The following is a 19,984-nucleotide window of genomic DNA, read 5'->3' on the forward strand; positions in this document are numbered from 1 at the left end:
CGACGGGCGGGGGGCGCGGCGTGAGCGGCGGGATCGCCGTCGTCGTCGGGGCCTCCGGGGCGCTGGGCGGGGCCATCGCACAGCGGCTGCGCGGCGAGGGGCTCACCGTCGTCGCGGTGGCGCGGACGGCCGGGCCGGGGATCTGCGCGGCCGACATCGGGTCCGACTCCGCGGTGGACGACATCGCCGCCGCCGTCGCCGAGCTCGACGGGCCGGTGCGGATGGTCGTGCAGGCCGCCGGGCTGCCCGCGGCCGGGCCGCTGGAGACGATCGCCCCCGACGCCCTCGGCCACGCCGTGGCCCTCAAGTGCGGCGGGATGCTGCGCCTGGTCCGGGCCGTCGACGGCCGGCTCGAGCGCGGGTCGCGGATCGTCGCGCTCGGCGGGCACTACGGGATCGAGCCCGCGCCGTACGCGTGCGCGGCGGGCGTCACCAACGCGGCGCTGGCCAACCTCGTGCGCCAGCTCGCGATCTCCTACGGCCCGCGCGGGATCACCGCGCACCTGGTGGCGCCGGGACCGGCCGAAACCCCGCGGCTGCGCGGGCTCTCCGAGCGGGCGGCCGAGCAGCGCGGCGTGCCGGTGGAGCAGGTGCTGGCCGAGCGCGCGGCCGAGTCACCGCTGGGCCGGCTCGTCACGCCGGGCGAGGTGGCCTGGGCCGTGGCGACCCTGCTCGCACCCGAGGCCGACGCACTGCACGGCTCCACCCTGGGCCTGGACATGGGTGCCCGCCGCGGGGTGTTCTGACGTATCACCCGGGCGGGTGGGGACCTCGATGAGTCACCTGGTCCCCCCACACCCGGAGCACTCCGATGCCACTCGACCTGGCCCGTTCCCTGTCCTGGACGACCGCGGCGGGAGCCGACCGCACCCTGCTCGACGAGCTCCAGCCCAACATCCTGCGCCCGCACGTCCGCGAGCACCTCACGGTCCTGTTCCTGCGCTTCGACGCGCAGGCGGACGCCGCCGGGTTCCTCGGGGCGCTGGCCGGGCTGATGAAGTCGGCCCACGACCACCTCGTGGAGGTCGAGGAGTTCCGCGCGGCCGGCACCCCCGGCAGCCCGTACGTCGGGGTCGGCCTCACCGCATCCGGCTACGCCGTGCTCGGGGTGCCCGAGGCCGCGCGCCCGGCCGACGCCCGCTTCCGGGCCGGGATGAAGGCCTCCCGCAGCGCCCTGCACGACCCGCCGCCCGCGGTGTGGGAGCCGCCCTACCGCGAGGCCGTCCACGCCGTCGTCCTCGTCGGGGACGCCACCGACGCGGCGATGGCGACCCGGCTCAACGAGGTGCTGGACCTCGTCCCGGACACCGGCGTCGCCGTCGTCGGGCGGGAGACCGGCCGCGGGCAGCACAACGCGGCCGGTGAGGGCATCGAGCACTTCGGTTACGTCGACGGGCGCAGCCAGCCGCTGTTCCTCACCGAGGACGTCGCGACGGAGGCCGCCGCGACCGTCGGCCCGACGGTCTGGGACCCGCGGTTCGACCTCGGCCGCGTGCTCGTCCCGGACCCGGCCGCCCCCGACCCCGAGGTGCACCACGGCAGCTACCTCGTCTTCCGCAAGCTGGAGCAGGACGTCCGCCGGTTCAAGGAGGCCGAGGAGGCGCTGGCCGACGAGCTGGGTCTGGTCGGCGAGGACCGCGAACGCGCGGGCGCGATGATCGTCGGGCGGTTCGAGGACGGCACGCCGGTGACGACGGACCGCACGGCCGGCGCGCCGCTGCCGGTGACCAACAACTTCCGCTACGACACCGACGACCGCGGCGCGCGGTGCCCCTACCAGGGCCACATCCGCAAGACCAACCCCCGCGGCAGCGGCGGCTTCGAGCCGCCCGAGCAGGAGCGGCTGCACCTCATGGCTCGCCGCGGCCAGACCTACGGCGAGCGCCTCGACGACCCGACCGGCGACGTCCCGCCCTCGGCGCGGCCGACCGGCGGCGTCGGGCTGCTGTTCATGGCGTTCAACGTCGACATCGCCGAGCAGTTCGAGTTCACGCAGCGGTTGTGGGCCGACAACGCCGGCTTCCCGAAGGTGCCCGGTGACCGGTTCGCGCCGGGGCTGGACCTGGTGATCGGGCAGGGGTCCCGCCCGGAGGCCGGATGGGGCCCGGTGTGGGGGGCCGACGGCCAGACGGGGGCCGACCCCGCCCCGCAGGCCGTGACGCTCCGCGGCGGCGAGTACTTCTTCGTGCCCTCGCTGGCGTTCCTGCGCGGGCTCAGCTGACCGCGCGCGCCGTCCGCTCCGCGATCTCCGCGCGGCGGGCGGCGCTCGCCGGCTGCCCGCCGATCCCCCAGTCGTCGGGGTCGACCTGGATGATCCGCCCGCGCACCGCCGCACGGTCGACGCCCAGCACGTCCACGACGACGTCGGTGAACGACGCGAGCAGCCGGTGCCGCTGCTCCGCGGGACGGCCGGTCAGCACGATCGCGGTGAAGTAGGGGGCGCTGACCCCGGGTTCCCCGCCCGCGGCCCAGTGCTCGGGCCGGTGCAGCGTCAGGTAGGCGCGGATCCGGGGCAGCGGGGCGTCCAGCACCTCGGCGTACCGGGTGCTCAGCGCGTCGAGCAGGGCGGCGTGCTGCGCGGGGGTGTGCGCCCCCTCGACGAGATGCACCTCGACGATCGGCATGTGATCACGATAGGGAGCCCGGCGGGGCCCGCCAAGAGCCGCGTTCCGCAGGCGGGGCCGTCAGGACCGCTGCGCCGCCGCCGGGCTGCGGGTCAGGCCGTGCGACAGCCTGCGCAGGAGGTCGTCGAGCAGCGCGGCGTCGGGGCCGAGGATGTCGCGGAACTCCTGCTGCACGGTGGCCGATGCCCCGTCCCAGGCCGCGAGCGCCGCGCGCCCGCGGGTGGTCGCGGCGATGAGCACGCGCCTGCGGTCGTGCTCGTCGGTGCGGCGCAGCACCAGGTTGGCCGAGACCATCCGGTCGACGAGCTTGCTCAGCTTCGGGGCCAGCAGCATCGCGTGGTCGGCGACGACGTTCATCGGGCAGCCGCCCCGCTCGACGAGCAGCGAGAGGATCCGCCACTGGTCGATGCCGCCGCCGTGCGCCCGTAGCGCCTCGTCGAGGCGCTGGGTGACCGACCGCTCGACCAGGGACAGCAGCCGGAGGGACTCGTCGCCGTCCGGCGTGGAGCGCTCGGGATCGGCGGCCATCGCGCGATGATATCCCGTCGTTTGGAGTAGCAGCAGCGCCGCGACTCGTGACTAGCGTGTCGTCATGACCCCGTCCCCGGCTCCGCGGCACCTGCGGGTGCCGCCGTCGGGGGGCGGCGTGCTCAACATGGCGCTGGTGGTCCCGCTGCAGGGCCCCGCGGGGATCTTCGGCCCGTCCTGCGAGAGCTGCGCGGCACTGGCGATGGAGGAGGTCAACGCGGAGGGCGGCGTGCTGGGCCGCGAGCTGAACCTCGTGCCCGTCGACGGCGGGAGCCCGCCCGAGGTCGTGGCCACCGAGGTCGACGCGCTGATCCGCGCCGGGTCCGTCGAGGCCGTCACGGGGTGGCACATCTCCGCGGTGCGCGAGGCCATCGCCCCGACGATCGCCGGGCGGGTCCCGTACGCCTACACGGCGCTCTACGAGGGCGGGGAGGACCGGCCGGGCGTGTTCATGACCGGCGAGACGCCCGACCGGCAGCTCGGCCCGTCGCTGGACTGGTTCGCCGAGACCGTGGGCGTCCGGCGGTGGACGATCGTCGGCGACGACTACGTGTGGCCCCGCCGCTCGGCGCGGGTCGCGCGCCGGTACCTGCGCAGCATCGGCGGCTCGGTCTGCGACGAGATGTACGTGCCGCTGGGCACCTCCGAGTTCTCCGACGTCCTGCACCGCGTCGAGGCGAGCGGCTGCGACGCCGTGCTCATGCTGCTCATCGGCGACGACGCCGTCGCGTTCAACCGGGCCTTCAGCGCGTGGGGCCTCGACCGCGACGTGCTGCGCTTCAGCTCGCTCATCGACGAGAACGTCCTGCTCGCCTCGGGGGCCGGCAACACCCGCGGGCTGATGACGTCCGCGGGGTTCTTCGAGGACCTCGCCACCGCCTCGGGCCTCGACTTCGCCGCGGCCTACTCCCGGCGGTTCGGCCCCGACGCGCCGGTGCTCAACAGCCTCGGTGAGTCCTGCTACGAGGGCGTGCGGCTGCTCACCGAGCTGATGCGGCGCGCGGGGTCGGTCGCCGTGCCGCCGATGACGTCGGTGGCCGAGGGGCTGGCCTACGAGAGCCCGCGCGGCACCGTCGAGCTGCGCGACCGGCACCTGCGCCAGCGGGTGTTCCTCGCCGCCGCCGACGGCCTGCTCTGGGACGTGATCCAGCAGCTCTGAACCGTTGACACCGGGTGTGACCGCCACTACTTTCCTAGGAAATTGTTTCCGGCGCTCACCTGGGGTTCGCATGGCGACGTACACCTACCGCTGCGCGGTCGACGGCACCGTCGACGTCCGGCTCCCGATCGGCACCGCGCCGTCGGCGCTCGACTGCCCGGACTGCGGCACCCCCGCCGCCCGGGTCTTCACCGCACCCCGGCTCGGGCTCGCCGACCGCCGCCGGATGGCCGTGCTCGACCACACCGAGTCCTCCCGGTCCGCGCCCCCCGTCGTCACCTCGCTCCCGGCGGCCGCCGCCCGCCGCGCGCCTGCCCCGCGGCTCGACCCGCGGACCGCCCGGCTGCCCCGCCCCTGACCGTTCCACGACCACCGCTTTTCACCGATGAGGAGTGCTGATCCGCCATGCCCGAACTCGTGTTCCCGCTCGACTCGACGAAGTCCTTCACCGACCAGGCGATCGTGGGCCACAACCGCTGGCACCCCGACATCCCCGCGAAGGTCACGGTGAAGCCCGGCGACTCGTTCCGGGTGCACTGCCGCGAGTGGTTCGACGGCGCGATCCACAACGACGACTCCGCCGACGACATCCTCAACGCCCCGCTGGCCGGCGTGCACGTGCTCTCCGGACCGATCGCCGTCGAGGGTGCGCAGCCCGGTGACCTGCTCATCGTCGACATCCTCGACGTCGGCCCGATCCCGCAGGAGGACTCCGGCCCGCTCGCCGGGCAGGGCTGGGGCTACACCGGCGTCTTCGCGACGCGCAACGGCGGCGGGTTCCTCACCGAGCAGTTCCCGGACGCCTACAAGGTGATCTGGGACTTCACCGGCGGCGTCGCGACCTCGCGGCACGTCCCCGACGTCGCGTTCACCGGCATCGTCCACCCCGGCCTGATGGGCACCGCACCGTCGGCGTCCCTGCTCGCCACCTGGAACGCCCGCGAGCAGGCGCTGATCGACACCGACCCGCAGCGGGTGCCGCCGCTGGCCCTGCCCCCGCTGCCCGACTCGGCGATCCTGGGCGACCTCACCGGCGCGGAGCACGACCGCGTCGCGGCCGAGGCGGCGCGCACGGCCCCGCCCCGGGAGAACGGCGGCAACCAGGACATCAAGAACCTCACCAAGGGGTCGCGGGTGTTCTACCCGGTCTTCGTCGACGGCGCGAAGCTCTCGATGGGCGACCTGCACTTCTCCCAGGGCGACGGCGAGATCACCTTCTGCGGCGCGATCGAGATGGGCGGGTTCATGGACCTGCGCGTCGACCTGATCAAGGGCGGGATGGACACCTACGGCGTCTCCGAGAACGCGATCTTCATGCCCGGCCGCACCGACCCGCAGTACAGCGAGTGGCTCGCGTTCTCCGGCACCTCGGTGACGCTGGACGGTGAGCAGCGCTACCTCGACTCGCACCTGTCCTACCAGCGCGCCTGCCTGCACGCGATCGACTACCTGCAGAAGTTCGGCTACAGCGCCATCCAGGCGTACATGATCCTGGGCGCAGCGCCGATCGAGGGCCGCCTGTCCGGCGTGGTGGACATCCCGAACTCCTGCTCCACGGTCTACCTCCCGACGGCGATCTTCGACTTCGACGTCCGGCCGGGCGCGAACGGCCCGCACCAGGTCGACCCGGGCATGGGCGTCCCCATGTCCGCCGGCTGAGGGCACCGGCCGTGTCGGGCGGGAGGCCGGTGACCGGCTGGGTCGACGGGACGGCGCCGCTGCTGCAGGAGCGCCTGGGGGCGCTGGCCCCGCTGGCGTTCGTGGAGTCCTGCCTGCGCGGCGTCGGCCAGGTCATGTTCATGAACAACCCGATCACCGGGCTGCTCGTGCTGGTCGCGGCCTGGATCCACGACCCGTGGCTCGGGTTCGGCGGCACGGTCGGCGTCGCCGTCTCCACCCTGGTCGCGATCGTGATGGGGTTCGACGCCGGCGCCGTCCGGGCCGGGCTGTTCGGCTTCAACGGGGTGCTGTGCGGCCTGGCGCTGGCCACGTTCCTGGCCCCGCCGTGGGACGGCGTGTCCACGGTGTGGATCGTGGTGGTCAGTGCCGGGTCGTCGCTCGCCATGGCCGGGCTGGCGGCCCTGTTCTCGATCTGGGGCGTGCCGCCGTTCACCCTGGCGTTCAACATCTCGGTGCTGCTGTTCCTCGTCACCGGGCTGAACGTGGCGCGCGGCAACCTGGGCGAGCTCGTGTCCCCGGCCTCGCCGACGGTCGCGGGCCCGTCGGTGTCGACCGTGCTGCGCGAGTCCGCGGACACCGCCGGGAGCACGGACGCGGTCGCGGTGCTCAACGCGGTGTTCCGAGGCATCGCCCAGCTGTTCTTCGTCAACAGCATCCTGGGCGGGGTGATCATCCTCGTCGCCATCGCGGTGTGCTCGCGGATCGCGGCGCTGTTCGCCGTGCTGGGTTCCGCGGTCGGGATGCTGGTCGGCATGGCGCTGGGCGCGGACGGCGTGGCGATCTACAACGGGCTGTGGGGGTTCAACTCCTACGACGCCTGCCTCGCGATCGCCGGGGTGTTCTACGTGCTGACCTGGCGGTCCGCCGTCCTCGGGCTGGCCTGCGCGGCGTACACCGCCCTCCTGTTCGGCGCGATCGGGGCGTTCCTCGGCCCGTGGGGGCTCCCGGCGATGACGCTGCCGTTCTGCTTCGGGGTGCTCACCTTCGTGATGCTCCGCGACGCGGCACCGCGCCGCTTCACCTGGGTGCCCCCCGGGGAGATCACCACCCCGGAGGAGCACCTGCGACGGGCCGGGGAGGCGGTCAGGAGCTGACGGCCCGGCTCCGCGCCAGCGCCTCCACCGCGTACGCGTAGGCGGGCTCCACCAGCCCGGGGCCCGCCCGGAAGTCGAGCAGGCCGGACCGGCCGACCGGGGGCGTCAGCAGCTCGACCGTCCGGTCGCCCAGGCGGTCGCGCTGCAGGCGGGCCGTCGACAGCGACATGCTGCGGACGACGACGTCCCCGATCCGCGGCACGCGCATCCGCGGGGTGAAGGGGTTGAGCCGCGACGCCAGCACCCGCCAGCCCGACACCGCGAGGTCGAGCTCGGCGGGCGGGCGGCGGCCGGACCCGGTCGGCTGCAGGTTGACCGCGACGATCGGGCCGTCGCCGACGACCCGGGCCATGACGTCGACGGGCAGGTTGTTCATCACCCCGCCGTCGACGAGGAGCTGGGTGCCGTCGTGCACCGGCGGGTACACCCCCGGGATCGCGATGCTGGCCCGGATGGCGCGCCAGGTCGGGCCGCTGTCGTGCACCACCTCCCTGGCCTGGCTCAACGACGCCGACACCGCGAAGTAGGGCAGCCACAGGTCCTCGATCAGACCGCTGAAGGAGGGCTCCTCGCGCAGCAGCCGCGTCACCTTGCGGCCCGAGGACACCGCCACGAACGGCGGCGTGAACCCGACCATCGACCCCTGCTCCACCATCGCCGCGCACGCCTGCCGCAGCCGCTGCCCGTGGTCGAGCCCCGCGGCGAGGAAGCCGGCCATGAGCGAGCCGATGCTGGCCCCGCCGACCGCGTCGACCGGGATCCCCGCCTCCTCCAGGGCCCGCATGACGCCCAGGTGCGCGAACCCGCGCACCCCGCCCCCGGCCAGCACCAGGCCGCGCGCGGTGCCGGAGAGGAACCGCGCCACCCGTGCGACGTCGTGCCGGTCGCCGTCGCGGACGTGGTGGTGGCGGGTGATCCCCCGGCCCTCCAGCCACGCCGCGGTCCCCGACGGCGCCGCCGTGCCCACGGGGTGCAGCAGCACCAGGTCGCGCCGCCGCTCCCCCGGGACCAGTGCGAGCGCCCGCTCCGCCGCGCCGGGGGCGGGGTCGTCCCCGGCCCGCGCGACCAGCAGCACCCGGTCGGCCTGGCGCAGGCAGCGGCGCGTCCACTCGGTGTCGCCGTCGTCGGCGCGGTAGACCACGAACCGGTGCGCCGCCTCGACGCGCTGCAGCCAGGCCAGCAGCCGGCCGTTGCGCGGGTCGGCGGGCTCGGTGCCCGACGCGCCCGGTCCGATGGCGGCGTCGACCGTCGCGGAGGAGACCTCCCGTGCCCGGCCCAGCGCCGTGACCAGCGCGGCGACGACCTCGTCGGGCACCCGGCCCGTCCCGGCGGGCAGCAGCGCGATCGTGGTGCCCGGGACCTCCGCGGGGACGGTCGCGGGCGCGGGGCCGGACTCGGCGCGCAGCAGGGCGCGGCACAGCCCGAGCAGCGACACCGGGTGCGCCGCGGCGACCCGCTCGAACCCGGCCACGCCCAGGCGCAGCACCAGCGAGTCGCGGACGGCGTGCACGTGCGGGCCGTCCGGGTCGGCGTCGGGTCCGGTCGCGTCGGCTCCGGGGGCGGCCCGCAGCAGCGCCGCGGCCCCGACGACCTCGCCCGGGCCGATCTCGCGGACCCCGCTCCCGGACCGGACGGCGAGCCGGCCGTAGGCGAGCAGGTGCAGCGCGCCTGCGCCCGGCACCACCTCCCCCGCCGCGACGTGCACCGGGTCGAGCTGCACGAACAGCTCCCGCAGCGCGGGGCGGTCCAGCCCGCCGAACACCTCGGTGCCGGCGAGGAAGTCGAGCACCTCGCTGCCCGGTTCGGTGCCCGACCAGCTCTCCGCCAGCAGCAGCAGCGGGCGGCGGCGGCGCGTGGACCCGACCCCGGCCGCGATCCTCCCGCGGTCGAAGAACTCGCTCACGCCCGCACCCCGACCAGGTGGTCCGCGAGCTGCGCGTACAGGGCGGCCACCGGGTGGTCCGGGTGCTCCAGCACGAGGATCCCGCCGCTGGAGAGCACCATCAGCTCCTCGGAGTGCGGGACGACCGCCGCCACGGGCGTGTCGTAGGCCGCCGTCACCCGCCGCGCCACCTCGGCGGCGTCGAACGACTCCGGGGTCTTGTTCACCACCAGCACCGTGCGGGGCACCGCGAGCTTGCGCGCCACGCTCACCGTGACGTGGGTGCCCTCGTAGTCCTGGTGGTCCGGGCGCAGCACGATCGCGAGCGCGTCGGACAGCGCGATCGACAGCAGCGTCTCCTCGTTCAGGCCGGGGTGGGTGTCGAGCAGCAGCACGTCGAGCTCCAGTTCGGCCGCCAGCGACCGCACCCCCTCGCCGAGCAGCCCGACGTCGTACCCCTCGGCCATGATCCGGGCGATGTCGTGCGGCGCGACGCTGGAGGGGACCAGCCAGATCCGGCCCGCCACCCCGGGCGGGGTCACCTCGCGGGCCGCGTCGCGCAGCGGGTACCGGCCCCACAGGTAGCCGTCGAGGTGGTGCTCGAGGCCGTCCTGGTCGACCCCGAAGAGCACGTGGATGCCCGGGGAGAGGATGTCGAGGTCGACCACCCCCACCCGCAGCCCGCGTCCGGCCAGCACCGCCGCGACGTTCGCGGTGGTGTTGGACTTGCCGGTGCCGCCCCGGAAGGAGTGGACGGACACGATGGACGTCATGGGGTTCCCCCGTTCTGCCGGCCCGGCCCCGAGCGCAGGTCCGCGGCTCGGCGTTGCAGGTCGGCGAAGTAGTCGGTCTCGGTGATGGCGGCGACGGCGCGCGCGGTCCGGGCCTCGTCGATCTCGATGCGCAGGGCCCCGACCTGCGCGCGCAGCCGCTGCTCGCGCTGCGCGACCTCGTGCGCCATCCGCCCGAACACCCGTGCCAGCAGGCCCAGCGCGTCGTCGCGGCCGGCCACGCCGTCGAGCGATCCCGGGTCGAACTCCCCGCGCTCGACGGCCGCGGCGGCGTCGACGACGTGCCCGACCTGCTCGCGGTACTCCCGCTCCAGGTCGGCGAGGCGCTTGCGGGCCAGCCCCGACCGCAGCCGCGCGCGCAGCACCGCGGGGTCGACGGGCTTGGGCAGGAAGTCGTCGGCGCCCAGCTCGATGCAGCGCACCACGCCGTCGCGGTCGTCGGACCCGGAGATGACGACGACCGGCAGCGTCGCCGTCGCCTCCTGCGCCCGCATCCGCGCCAGCACCGCGTAGCCGTCGAGGACCGGCATGACGATGTCGAGCAGCACCAGGTCGAACCCGCCGCCGGAGACCAGCTCCCAGCCCTGCCCTCCGTCGACCGCGACCTCCACGTCGAGGCCCTCCCGCTCGAGCGCACGGCGCAGCAGCAGGCGGTTCATCGGGTCGTCGTCGACGACGAGCACCCGCCCGCGCAGCGCGCTCACCGGGTGACCGCGTCGGGGGTGCGGGGTTCGAGCAGCCGCAGCAGGTCCATCCAGCCGGAGAAGTGCACGACGTCGGGCGAGCCGGTCCGCCCGACGGTGCCGACCACCCGGCCGTCCGGGGTCGGCCGGATCTCGACGACGAACCGCTCGCCCGCGCCACCCGCGTCCACGTCCATCGGTTCCTCCTCTACACGGCCGGCTCGGCGGCCGGCAGCTCGCGCAGCACCGCCGCGACCCGGGTCTCGATCTCCGTGACGAGCGCGGCGGCGTCGGGCGCACCCGCCTCCAGCGCGCGGCAGGCGTCGGCCAGGCGGGCCGCGCCGAGCGTCGCGGCGTTGGAGCGCAGCGTGTGGGCCGCCGTCCGGACCTCCCCCGCGTCGCCGGACCGCAGCCGGGCCACCAGCCTCGGCAGCTCGTCGGCCGCGGCGGCGACCAGCTCGGCGACGACCGCGGCCCCGTCGGGCCCGAAGGACCGGGCCAGCTCCCGGAGGACCGCCGGGTCGAGCTCCGGGACGGGGTCGAGCTCCGGGGCGGCGTCGATCACCGGGGCCGGGGCCGGGACGCGGCGCAGGACCTCGGCCAGGCCGTCGAGCCGGATCGGCTTCGCCAGGTAGTCGTCCATGCCCGCGGCCAGGCACATCTCGCGGTCACCGTCCATCGCGTTGGCGGTGACCGCGACGAGCCACGGGCCGCGCCCCTCGCCCGCCCGGATCCGCCGGGCCGCCTCCAGCCCGTCCATCTCGGGCATCTGGACGTCGAGGAGCACGGCGTCGTAGGGGCGGGCGGCGACGGCGTCGAGGACCTCCAGCCCGGTGGTGGCGACGTCGGCCGTGTGCCCGAGCTTCGTCAGCATCGCCAGGGCCAGCGTGCGGTTGACGGGGTTGTCCTCGGCGAGCAGCAGCCGCAGGCCCGCTCCCGGGACGGGTGCGGGCGCCGGGGCCTGCGCGGGGACGGCGGGCGCCCCGAGCAGCGTCGCGAGCACCTCGGCGAGCCGGGCCCGCTTCACCGGCTTGGTCAGCCAGGCCGCGACCGCGGCGCCGTCGCGGGTGCCGCCCAGCGACGACAGGCAGGCCACCGGGGGCCCGCCGTGCTCGCGCAGCCGCGCGGCGAGGGTGCCGCCGTCCATCTCCGGCATGACGTGGTCGAGCAGCGCGACGTCGTAGACCTCGCCGTCGGCGACCCGCGCCAGCGCGTCGAGCGGCGACCCCGTGTCGTCGACGACCATCCCCCACGACGCGCACTGCGCGGCGAGGATCCGGCGGTTCGTCGCGTTGTCGTCGACGACGAGGACGCGGCGCCCGGACAGGACCGCCGGCGTCACGACGGCGGGGGCGGGGGCGGACGGCGCCGTCACCGCGAACCCGAACGTCGTGCCCCGCCCGACCTCGCTGCGCACCCACACCCGCCCGCCCATCAGCTCGGCGAGCCGCCGGGAGATGGCCAGGCCGAGCCCGGTGCCGCCGTGGCGGCGGGTGGTGGAGACGTCGACCTGGCTGAACGAGCGGAACAGCCGGTCGAGCCGGTCGGCCGGGATGCCCGGGCCGGTGTCGGTGACCTCCACGGACAGCCCGTCCGGCTCGGCCGCCACCGTCACCACGACCTCGCCGCGCGCGGTGAACTTCACCGCGTTGCCCACCAGGTTGACCAGGATCTGGCGCAGCCGCGTCGGGTCGCCCAGGACCGCCGGGGGCACGTCCGGGTCGACGGCGCAGACCAGCTCGATCCCCTTCTCCGCCGCCCGCGGGGCGAGCAGGTCCAGCGCGCCCTCGACGCAGTCGCGCACGTCGAGCGGCACCGCCTCCAGCTCCAGCCGGCCCGCCTCGATCTTCGAGAAGTCCAGGATGTCGTCGATGATCGTCAGCAGGCCGTCGCCGCTCTGCTCGATCACCCGGGCCAGCTCGCGCTGCTCGGCGTCGAGGTCGGTGGTGAGCAGCAGCTCCGTCATCCCGATGACGGCGTTCATCGGGGTCCGGATCTCGTGGCTCATGTTGGCCAGGAACGCGCTCTTGGCCGCGTTCGCGGCGTCGGCGGCGGACCGGGCCTCCCGGGCCTGCTCGTGCAGCCGGGTGCTCTCGATGGCCCCCGCGATCTGCCCGGCGACGGTCTCGGCCAGCGCCAGCTCGGCCGGGGAGAACACCCGGCGCCGCTCGACGGACTCCGCGAGCACCATCCCGATGACGTGCCCGCCGCGGCCGAGCAGCGGCGCGACCATGAACCCGCGGACCCCGCGCGCGGCGAGCAGGTCGCGCGTGGCGGGGGCGAGCGTGACCGCGTCGGGGTCGGCGACGGCGACCGCGCGGCGCAGGGCGGCCGCCCGCTCCGTCGGCCCGCCCGCGGTCAGCGGCACCTCCACCCCGACCTGCGTGGGCGCCGGCCCGTCGACGGCGTGGTCGGCGCGGATCACCAGGGACCCGGCGTCGTCGAGCAGGGCGACCGCGGCCCACGGCACCCGGAACAGCGCCGCGAGCCGCCGCGCCGCCCCGTCGAGGACGTCCTGCAGCGACGACGCCGTCGCGACCGTCCGGGTGATCGCGCTGAGCGCGGCGAGCTGCTCGCGGTCGCGGGTGAGGCTCTGCGCGATCACCCCGGCGACCGCCGCGATGATCAGGCCGATGCCCATCCGGAAGGTGATCGACACGACCAGGAACGGGTGCCCGTAGACGAGCGTGCCGAACACCTCCCGCAGCGTGTACGCCACGGTGAGCAGCCCGATCGCGACCATCGCCCCGCGCAGCTGGAACCGGACCGCGGCCTCCATCGGCAGCACGTAGAGCACCGCCCAGATCGCGGTCTCGGTGTCGAAGGTGAAGACGAAGACCAGCCCAAGGAACACCGTGCCGTTGAGGACCAGCGCGGCCACGCCCGTGCGGCGGGCCCGGCGCACCGTCGTCATCCGCGGGATCAGCGGCCAGATCACCAGGTTGCCCACCGCCAGCAGCGCCAGCAGCCCGAGCGCCAGCTCGAACATCCCGGGCGGGTAGGGCAGGTAGTAGGTGAGGACCTGGGCGAGCCCGAACACGAACCCGCCCCAGCGGATCCGCAGCATCGCGCGCTCGGCCCGCACGAGCCGGGCGAGCTCGGCCGTCGCGAGCGTCTCGAACTCGGCGGTGGTGTCGGGCTCGCGGCCGCCGGCCATCGCCAGGCCGCCGCCGGATCCCCGGCCCCGTCCGCGGCCCGGCGGGCGGCCGGGACCCGGTGACCCGGCCGAGCCCCAGTGCATCGCCACGCTCCGCCCCCTCGGTCACCGGGCGACCCCGGCCGGGACCGACCCTGGCAGTGCGGCGACCGCGGCGCGCCACGGTGCTCCGTGGGATGCGGTGGGTCAGCCGCCGTCCGCCCCACGGAGCGCCCCACGGAGCGGGCGCTCCAGGCGGCCCGCGAGCTGTGCGCGGGAGCGGATCCCGAGCTTCGCGTAGACGTTGCGCAGGTGGAACTCCACGGTGTTCAGGCTGACGATCAGCTCGGCGGCGACCTCCGGGTTGCTCATCCCGGACGCCGCGAGGCGCGCGACGCACAGCTCCCGCGGGGTGAGCGCGCCGGGTTCGCGGGCCGTCCGGCGGGTCGGGGTGAGGCCGCAGGCCGCCAGCTCCTCGTCGCAGCGCTCCAGCGCGGGGCGGGCCCCGAGCCGTTCGAGCACCGCGCGGGCCGACCCCAGCGCGTCGGCCGCGGCGCGGCGCCGCCCCGACCTGCGCAGCAGCGCGCCGTGGGCCAGCGCGGTGAGGGCGGTGTCGATCTCGGCGCCGGTGTCGCGGGCGTGCCCGGCCGCGGCCCGCAGCGCCCGCTCGGCCCCCGCGACGTCGCCGCGCGCGGCCTGCAGCCGGCCGCGGACCCGGCAGGCCGCGGTCAGGGCGACGCGCCGGCCGAGCTCCTCGGCGCGGCGCTCGAACGGGGCGAGCACGTCCTGCGCCTCGTCGGGGCGCCCGAGGTGCAGCAGCGCGTCGGCGAGCATGCACGGCCAGTTCGAGACGCCCGGCTCCCCGGCCCGGCCCGCGGCGCGCTCCGCGAGCGGTCCCAGCAGCTCGACGACCCGCGCGTGCGCCCCGCGGGCGTCGGCGACGTTCGCCGCCGCCACCGTGGCCCCGACCCGGTCCAGCGGCAGGCCGGTCGCGGCGGCCGCGGCCGTCGCCGCCGCGACGTGGGCGTCGGCCCGCTCCCAGTCCCCGCGCGCGGCGTGCGGCATCGCGGCGTAGGAGTGCAACCGGGCCAGCATCCAGTCCTGCTCGGCGTCCTCGGCGAGCGCGACGGCCTCCGCGGCGTCGGCGACCGCGCCGTCCCAGGCGCCCATCCGGTGCTGGGTCAGGGCGAGGTAGCCCTGGGCGTGCAGGCTCGCCACGAACATGCCGCCCGAGCGCAGCGCGGTGACCGCGTGCGACAGCTCCGCGCGCGCCCCCGCGTGGTCCTCGGTCCACAGCAGCCGGGCCCCGCGGGCCACGGCCGTCGCGAGCTGCTCGGTGGGGGCGATCGAGCGCCCGGCCAGGGCCAGGCTGGTGACGAGCGAGACCGACTGGTGCGGGTCGACGGCCAGGGCCCGGGTGCCCCACTCGACCGACTCCGCGGCGCGCAGCTGCAGGTAGTAGAGGTGGCACAGCGCGTCGCAGACCCCGGCGCGGAACCCCGGGTCCGCCCCGCCCGCGGCCGACCAGGCCGCCAGCAGCAGCTGCTCGGCCTCGGACGTGCGTCCCGCGGTGAACGCCAGCAGCCCGCGCACGAAGCTCTCGTGCGCCGATCCGCCGCCGGGCACCGCGCGCGCCAGCTCGGTGGCCCGCGAGCGCTCGCCCGCCAGCACCAGCAGCTCGACGGCGTCGAGCAGGCTGCGGTTGCGGTCGGCCGGGTCGGGGAACAGCCCGGCCGCGGAGATCAGCGTGGCGGCCGCGCGGGAGCGCTCGCCGCCGTCGACCTGGTCCGCGGCCAGCGCCCGCAGCTCCCCGGCGAGCTCCCGGTCGCTGCCGCCCGCCGCCGCGACGCGGTGCCGCAGCACCTCGTCGGGGGTCGCGACGATCCGGGCGGCGCGGGCGTGCAGCGCCATCCGGTCGGCCAGGTCGAGGTCGTGGTAGACCGCCGCCCGGATCAGCGCGTGCGGGAAGCGCAGGGCGGTGCCGTGCGGGGCGGGCGCCGTCGTCACGATCCGGGCGGTGACCGCGGCGGCGACGACCTCGGCCCCGCTCTCCCCCGCCAGTGCGACGGCGTCGGCGAGGCGGCAGCGCTCGCCGAGCACCGCGGCCGCGGCCACGACCGCCCGCGCGCCCGGCGGGCACTGCGAGAGCCGCCCCAGGACCAGCACCGAGTAGGACAGCGGCGAGGGCAGCGGCCCCTCCCCCGCCCGCAGGACGGCCGGGTCCACCTCCTCGAACAGCGCCCGGGCGTGCAGCGGGACGCCCCCGGTGTGGTCCAGCAGGCGCTGCGCGGCGGGCAGCGGCAGCTCCCCCGACCCCAGCTCCCGGCCCAGCGCGACCAGGTCGTCGACGCCCAGCCCGCCCAGGCGCAGCGTCCGGCCGCGGTCCCCGGACGCCAGCGCCCGGAGCCGGTCGACGCGCCCGCCGTCGAGCGGGCGGGCGGCGACGAGGGTCAGGACCCGGTCGGAGCCCAGCCGGCGCAGCGCGAACACCAGTGCCTGCACCGACGGCACGTCGGCCCAGTGCCCGTCGTCGACGACGAGGACGACGGGCCCGCCGCGCTCGCGCAGCCGGTCCAGCAGCGCCACCAGCGCCGCCCCGACGACGGGCGGCTCGTCCGCCGCGCGCACGGGCAGCGGCGGCCCCGCCACCCCCACCCGCTCGACGGCCCGGGCCAGCTGCTCGACGACGCCGTAGGAGACGAGCTCCTCGGCCTCCTCGCCACTGGCCCGCAGCACGCCCGCGGAGGGGTCGAGCCCGTCGAGGAAGGCCTGGACGAGCGCGGTCTTGCCGGTCCCGGGGTCGCCCTCGACGACGACGACCTGCGAGCGGCCGGCCCGGGAGAGCGCGAGGTGCTCCCCGAGCACCGCCAGCTCGCGGTCCCGCCCGACGAACACGGCCATGCGCCGATCATGGCACCGGGCGGACGTGCTGGGCCACGTGCCCTCGTCGGCTCCGCCGAACGGGCTACTGCCGGATCGCCATCACCACGGCCTTGGGCTCGGTGAAGAACTCGCGGCTGAAGTTGCCGCCCTCGCGGCCCCAGCCGGAGTCGGCGAACCCCCCGAACGGGGCGCGCAGGTCGCGCACGAAGAAGCAGTTGGTCCAGATCGTGCCGGCCCGCAGCTGCGCGGCGACGCGGTGGGCGCGCGAGAGGTTCTCGGTGAAGACCATCGCGTTGAGCCCGTAGGGCGAGTCGTTGGCGACGCGGACGGCCTCGTCCTCGGTGTCGAACGGCGTCACCGTGACGACCGGCCCGAACACCTCCTCGCACATGATCGGCGAGTCGGCCGGGGCGTCGACGACGACGGTCGGCCTCACCGTCCACCCGTCGCCCAGGCCGCCGGTGAGGACCTTCCCCGCGCTGGTCTCGACGTAGCCGCGCACCTTCTCGAAGTGCGTCCGCGACGCCAGCGGCCCGATCTGGGTGGCCGGGTCGCGGGGGTCCCCGATCACGAGCGCCTCCGCCGCGGCGACGAAGCGGGCCAGGAACTCGTCGAGGACCGGCCGCTCGACGTAGAGCCGGGAGCCCGCGAGGCAGACCTGCCCGGCGTTGGTGAAGATCGCCTTGATCGACCAGTCGACGGCGTTGTCCAGGTCGGCGTCGGCGAAGACCAGGTTGGCGCCCTTGCCGCCCAGCTCCAGGCTGACCGGCGTGAGGTTCCTCGCCGCGGCCCCGGTGATGATCCGCCCGGTGCCGGACTCGCCGGTGAAGGTGATCCGGTCGACGCGGGGGTCCTCGGTGAGCGCGGAGCCGGCCGAGTCGGGGCCGTAGCCGTGCAGCACGTTGAGCACGCCGGGCGGCAGACCGGCCTCGATCGCGAGCCGGGCGAGGATCGTCGCGGATGCGGGGGTGTCCTCCGCGGGCTTGAGCACGACCGTGTTGCCCCAGGCCAGCGCGGGCGCGACCTTCCAGGACTCCAGCATCAGCGGGAAGTTCCACGGCGCCACCGCCGCGACGACGCCGGCCGGCTCGTAGCGGGTGTAGGCGTGGTGGCCGGTGTCCATCGGCAGCGTCTCGGCCATCGCCAGTCGGGCGTGGTCGGCGAAGAAGCGGAAGTTCTGCGCGGTGCGCGGCACGTCCTTTCCCAGTGCGTCGGCCAGCGGCTTGCCCATGTCGCGGGAGTCGGCCATGGCCAGCTCGTGGGCGTGCTCCTCGACCAGGTCGGCGAGGCGGTGGATCAGCGCGCCGCGCTCGGCGAAGCCCATCCGCGGCCACGGCCCCTCGTCGAACGCGCGGCGGGCCGCGGTCACGGCGAGGTCGGCCTCCGCCGCCCCGCCGAGCGCCACCCGCGCCCACGGCTCCCGCGTCCACGGGTCGACCGAGTCGAACTCGGCCCCGTCGAGGGAGGGACGCTCCTCGCCGTCGATGACGTGCCCGAAGGTCTCCATCAGCCCTGCTCCCCCTCCGCGGCCAGCTGCAGCGCCACGTCGATGATCATGTCCTCCTGGCCGCCGACCAGGCCGATCTCCCCGCAGCGGCGCAGGATCGCGTGGGCGGGCACCTTGTAGCGCTCGGCCGCGGTCTCCGCGTGCAGCAGGAACGACGAGTAGACCCCGGCCCAGCCCTGCACGATCGCGTTGCGGTCCATCTTGGGCCAGCGGTTGAGGTACGGGCGGACGACGTCCTCGGCGGCGTCGATCAGCGCCATCGGGTCGACGCCGGTGGAGACGCCGAGCCGGTCGAACACCGCGGCGAGCACCTCGGTGGGCGAGTTACCCGAGCCCGCGCCGAGCGCGCACAGCGAGCCGTCGATGTAGCGGACGCCCACCTCCTGCGCGATCACCGAGTTCGCGACGCCGAAGCTGAGGTTCTGGTGGCCGTGGTAGCCGACCCACGCCTCGTCCCCGACCTCGGCGACGAGCGCCTCGAACCGCGCCCGCGCCTCGTGCATGAGCAGCGCGCCGGCCGAGTCGGTGCAGTACGGGGCCTGGCAGCCGGCGTCGACCATGATCCGCGCCTGCTTCGCCAGGTCCTCCGGCGACGTCCGGTGCGCCATCATGAGGAACCCGGCGGTCTCCATGCCGAGCTCCCGCGCCGCGGCGAAGTGCTGCGGCGAGACGTCGGCCTCGGTGCAGTGGGTGGCCACGCGCACCATGTCGGCGCCGGCGTCGCGGGCGCGCTTGAGGTCGTCGACGGTGCCGATGCCGGGCACCAGCAGCACCGCGATCTTCGCCTGCTTCGCCTCGTCGCGGGCCGCCGCGATGAGCGTCATCTCGTCGGTGTGGGAGAAGCCGTAGTTGAACGACGAGCCGCCGAGGCCGTCGCCGTGGGTCACCTCGATGACGCCGACGCCGGCGCGGTCCAGCGCGCGGACGGTGTCGCGCACCTGCTGCTCGGTGAACTGGTGCGCCATCGCGTGGCTGCCGTCGCGCAGCGTGGTGTCGACCATGCGGACGTCGTGGGTGAGATCGGGGCGGCTCATGCCGGCACCTCCAGCTTCCGCGCCGCCATCAGCTCGCCCACCCGGGCGGCCGCCGCGGTCATGATGTCGAGGTTCCCGGCGTACTCCGGGAGGTAGTCGCCGTTGCCCTTGACCTCCAGGAAGACCGCGACCCGGCCGTTGCCGCGCCAGCTGTCCCGGGGGTCGTCGAACTGCGGTTCGGCCCGCAGCGTGTAGCCGGGCACGTACTCCTGCACCGCGGCCACCATCTCGTGCACCGAGCGGGTGATCGCGGCGTGGTCGGCGTCGGGGCCGATCATGCAGAACACGGTGTCGCGCATGATCATCGGCGGCTCGACCGGGTTGAGGATGATGATCGCCTTGCCGCGCTCCGCGCCGCCGACCTCGCTCACCGCACCCGAGGTGGTGTGCGTGAACTCGTCGATGTTGGCCCGCGTGCCGGGCCCGGCCGAGCGCGACGACACCGACGCCACGATCTCGGCGTAGGGCACCGGCGTGACGCGCGAGACGGCGTGCACCATCGGGATCGTCGCCTGGCCCCCGCAGGTGATCATGGAGACGTTCGGGGCCGCGATGTGGTCGTGCAGGTTCACCGGCGGGCAGACCATCGGGCCGAGGTGCGCAGGGGTGAGGTCGACGGCCTGGATGCCGGCCTCGGCGTAGCGCGGGGCGTTCGCGATGTGCGCGGCCGCCGACGTGGCCTCGAACACGATCTGCGGCAGCGGGTCCTGGCGCAGCAGCCAGTCCACCCCCTCGGCGCTCGCCTCGATCCCCTGCTCCCGGGCACGGGCGAGGCCGTCGGACTCGACGACCCCCACGACGTACCGGACGTCGATGACGTCGCTGCGCTGCAGCTTGGCCAGCAGGTCGGTGCCGATGTTGCCCGGCCCGACGATCGCGGCGGGCACGCGTGCGGAGCTCATGGCGTCCACACTGGCGTGCACCCCGGTACGGGGGAACCACGGCGTTCCGACCAGCGGAACACCTCTCTCCGTAACTAGGTT

General features: G+C 75.5%; 17 protein-coding genes. 6 read left to right on the forward strand and 11 right to left on the reverse strand.

The window, feature by feature from the left end; translation table 11 throughout:
• The first annotated feature begins 20 nt into the window (after positions 1–20).
• Complete coding sequence (locus H6H00_RS29860; protein ID WP_221775719.1) at positions 21–746, forward strand: SDR family oxidoreductase; 726 nt, start codon at positions 21–23, stop codon at positions 744–746.
• A gap of 65 nt (positions 747–811) precedes the next feature.
• Complete coding sequence (locus H6H00_RS29865) at positions 812–2,221, forward strand: Dyp-type peroxidase (RefSeq protein ID WP_185718949.1); 1,410 nt, start codon at positions 812–814, stop codon at positions 2,219–2,221.
• Here H6H00_RS29865 and H6H00_RS29870 read toward each other — a convergent pair.
• Together H6H00_RS29870 and H6H00_RS29875 are read right to left on the reverse strand one after the other, a co-directional pair.
• On the reverse strand, positions 2,214–2,624 hold the full coding sequence (locus tag H6H00_RS29870) for a tautomerase family protein (protein WP_185718950.1): 411 nt from the start codon (positions 2,622–2,624) through the stop codon (positions 2,214–2,216). The genes H6H00_RS29865 and H6H00_RS29870 overlap by 8 nt on opposite strands.
• Before the next feature lie 60 nt (positions 2,625–2,684).
• Positions 2,685–3,152 carry a MarR family winged helix-turn-helix transcriptional regulator gene (locus H6H00_RS29875; protein ID WP_185718951.1) on the reverse strand — a complete coding sequence of 156 codons (468 nt, stop codon included), beginning with the start codon at positions 3,150–3,152 and terminating at the stop codon, positions 2,685–2,687.
• 127 nt (positions 3,153–3,279) lie between these two features.
• Here H6H00_RS29875 and H6H00_RS29880 point away from each other — a divergent pair, with 127 nt between their 5' ends.
• The 4 genes from H6H00_RS29880 to H6H00_RS29895 all read left to right on the forward strand — a co-directional run bounded on the left by H6H00_RS29880 (position 3,280) and on the right by H6H00_RS29895 (position 7,085).
• Positions 3,280–4,311: a substrate-binding domain-containing protein gene (locus H6H00_RS29880; RefSeq protein WP_185722883.1), complete on the forward strand. Its 1,032-nt coding sequence runs from the start codon at positions 3,280–3,282 to the stop codon at positions 4,309–4,311.
• 70 nt (positions 4,312–4,381) lie between these two features.
• Entirely contained in the window at positions 4,382–4,669 is a 288-nt protein-coding gene (locus H6H00_RS29885) for an FmdB family zinc ribbon protein (protein WP_185718952.1), read from the forward strand.
• 47 nt (positions 4,670–4,716) lie between these two features.
• Positions 4,717–5,970, forward strand: a complete 1,254-nt coding sequence (fmdA, locus tag H6H00_RS29890; RefSeq protein WP_185718953.1) for a formamidase — start codon at positions 4,717–4,719, stop codon at positions 5,968–5,970.
• Between the two features lie 29 nt (positions 5,971–5,999).
• Entirely contained in the window at positions 6,000–7,085 is a 1,086-nt protein-coding gene (locus tag H6H00_RS29895; protein ID WP_185718954.1) for an urea transporter, read from the forward strand.
• Here H6H00_RS29895 and H6H00_RS29900 read toward each other — a convergent pair.
• The 9 genes from H6H00_RS29900 to H6H00_RS29940 form a co-directional block, all read right to left on the reverse strand.
• Positions 7,075–8,988, reverse strand: coding sequence for a cyclic nucleotide-binding and patatin-like phospholipase domain-containing protein (locus H6H00_RS29900; RefSeq protein ID WP_185718955.1), 1,914 nt, complete (start codon positions 8,986–8,988; stop codon positions 7,075–7,077). The two genes, H6H00_RS29895 and H6H00_RS29900, sit on opposite strands and share 11 nt — an antisense overlap.
• Positions 8,985–9,740 carry a MinD/ParA family ATP-binding protein gene (locus H6H00_RS29905; RefSeq protein WP_185718956.1) on the reverse strand — a complete coding sequence of 252 codons (756 nt, stop codon included), beginning with the start codon at positions 9,738–9,740 and terminating at the stop codon, positions 8,985–8,987. The genes H6H00_RS29900 and H6H00_RS29905 overlap by 4 nt, the downstream gene beginning before the upstream one ends.
• Positions 9,737–10,462: a response regulator gene (locus H6H00_RS29910; RefSeq protein ID WP_185718957.1), complete on the reverse strand. Its 726-nt coding sequence runs from the start codon at positions 10,460–10,462 to the stop codon at positions 9,737–9,739. The genes H6H00_RS29905 and H6H00_RS29910 overlap by 4 nt, the downstream gene beginning before the upstream one ends.
• The gene (locus H6H00_RS29915) at positions 10,459–10,638 is read right to left on the reverse strand and encodes a hypothetical protein (protein WP_185718958.1); all 180 of its coding nucleotides are present in this window, start codon (positions 10,636–10,638) and stop codon (positions 10,459–10,461) included. The genes H6H00_RS29910 and H6H00_RS29915 overlap by 4 nt, the downstream gene beginning before the upstream one ends.
• An 11-nt stretch (positions 10,639–10,649) precedes the next feature.
• Positions 10,650–13,682 carry a hybrid sensor histidine kinase/response regulator gene (locus H6H00_RS29920; RefSeq protein WP_255425898.1) on the reverse strand — a complete coding sequence of 1,011 codons (3,033 nt, stop codon included), beginning with the start codon at positions 13,680–13,682 and terminating at the stop codon, positions 10,650–10,652.
• 102 nt (positions 13,683–13,784) lie between these two features.
• On the reverse strand, positions 13,785–16,478 hold the full coding sequence (locus H6H00_RS29925; RefSeq protein WP_185718960.1) for an AAA family ATPase: 2,694 nt from the start codon (positions 16,476–16,478) through the stop codon (positions 13,785–13,787).
• A gap of 64 nt (positions 16,479–16,542) precedes the next feature.
• Positions 16,543–17,967 carry an aldehyde dehydrogenase gene (locus tag H6H00_RS29930; RefSeq protein ID WP_185718961.1) on the reverse strand — a complete coding sequence of 475 codons (1,425 nt, stop codon included), beginning with the start codon at positions 17,965–17,967 and terminating at the stop codon, positions 16,543–16,545.
• Complete coding sequence (gene dmpG / locus H6H00_RS29935; protein WP_185718962.1) at positions 17,967–19,001, reverse strand: 4-hydroxy-2-oxovalerate aldolase; 1,035 nt, start codon at positions 18,999–19,001, stop codon at positions 17,967–17,969. The genes H6H00_RS29930 and dmpG overlap by 1 nt, the downstream gene beginning before the upstream one ends.
• Positions 18,998–19,903, reverse strand: coding sequence for an acetaldehyde dehydrogenase (acetylating) (locus tag H6H00_RS29940; RefSeq protein WP_185718963.1), 906 nt, complete (start codon positions 19,901–19,903; stop codon positions 18,998–19,000). The genes dmpG and H6H00_RS29940 overlap by 4 nt, the downstream gene beginning before the upstream one ends.
• Between the last annotated feature and the right edge of the window lie 81 nt (positions 19,904–19,984).

Source organism: Pseudonocardia petroleophila (assembly GCF_014235185.1).
In the GTDB taxonomy this organism is placed as follows: Bacteria; Actinomycetota; Actinomycetes; order Mycobacteriales; family Pseudonocardiaceae; genus Pseudonocardia; species Pseudonocardia petroleophila.

What these genes read in the sequence shown, in the direction of transcription:
- H6H00_RS29870 (WP_185718950.1), bottom strand. Translation starts at nt 2,624, where the DNA reads ATGCCGATCGTCGAGGTGCATCTCGTCGAGGGGGCGCACACCCCCGCG.
- H6H00_RS29915 (WP_185718958.1), bottom strand. Translation starts at nt 10,638, where the DNA reads ATGGACGTGGACGCGGGTGGCGCGGGCGAGCGGTTCGTCGTCGAGATC.
- H6H00_RS29885 (WP_185718952.1), top strand. Translation starts at nt 4,382, where the DNA reads ATGGCGACGTACACCTACCGCTGCGCGGTCGACGGCACCGTCGACGTC.
- dmpG (WP_185718962.1), bottom strand. Translation starts at nt 19,001, where the DNA reads ATGAGCCGCCCCGATCTCACCCACGACGTCCGCATGGTCGACACCACG.
- H6H00_RS29925 (WP_185718960.1), bottom strand. Translation starts at nt 16,478, where the DNA reads ATGGCCGTGTTCGTCGGGCGGGACCGCGAGCTGGCGGTGCTCGGGGAG.
- H6H00_RS29940 (WP_185718963.1), bottom strand. Translation starts at nt 19,903, where the DNA reads ATGAGCTCCGCACGCGTGCCCGCCGCGATCGTCGGGCCGGGCAACATC.
- H6H00_RS29865 (WP_185718949.1), top strand. Translation starts at nt 812, where the DNA reads ATGCCACTCGACCTGGCCCGTTCCCTGTCCTGGACGACCGCGGCGGGA.
- H6H00_RS29905 (WP_185718956.1), bottom strand. Translation starts at nt 9,740, where the DNA reads ATGACGTCCATCGTGTCCGTCCACTCCTTCCGGGGCGGCACCGGCAAG.
- H6H00_RS29880 (WP_185722883.1), top strand. Translation starts at nt 3,280, where the DNA reads ATGGCGCTGGTGGTCCCGCTGCAGGGCCCCGCGGGGATCTTCGGCCCG.
- H6H00_RS29930 (WP_185718961.1), bottom strand. Translation starts at nt 17,967, where the DNA reads ATGGAGACCTTCGGGCACGTCATCGACGGCGAGGAGCGTCCCTCCCTC.
- H6H00_RS29920 (WP_255425898.1), bottom strand. Translation starts at nt 13,682, where the DNA reads ATGCACTGGGGCTCGGCCGGGTCACCGGGTCCCGGCCGCCCGCCGGGC.
- fmdA (WP_185718953.1), top strand. Translation starts at nt 4,717, where the DNA reads ATGCCCGAACTCGTGTTCCCGCTCGACTCGACGAAGTCCTTCACCGAC.
- H6H00_RS29875 (WP_185718951.1), bottom strand. Translation starts at nt 3,152, where the DNA reads ATGGCCGCCGATCCCGAGCGCTCCACGCCGGACGGCGACGAGTCCCTC.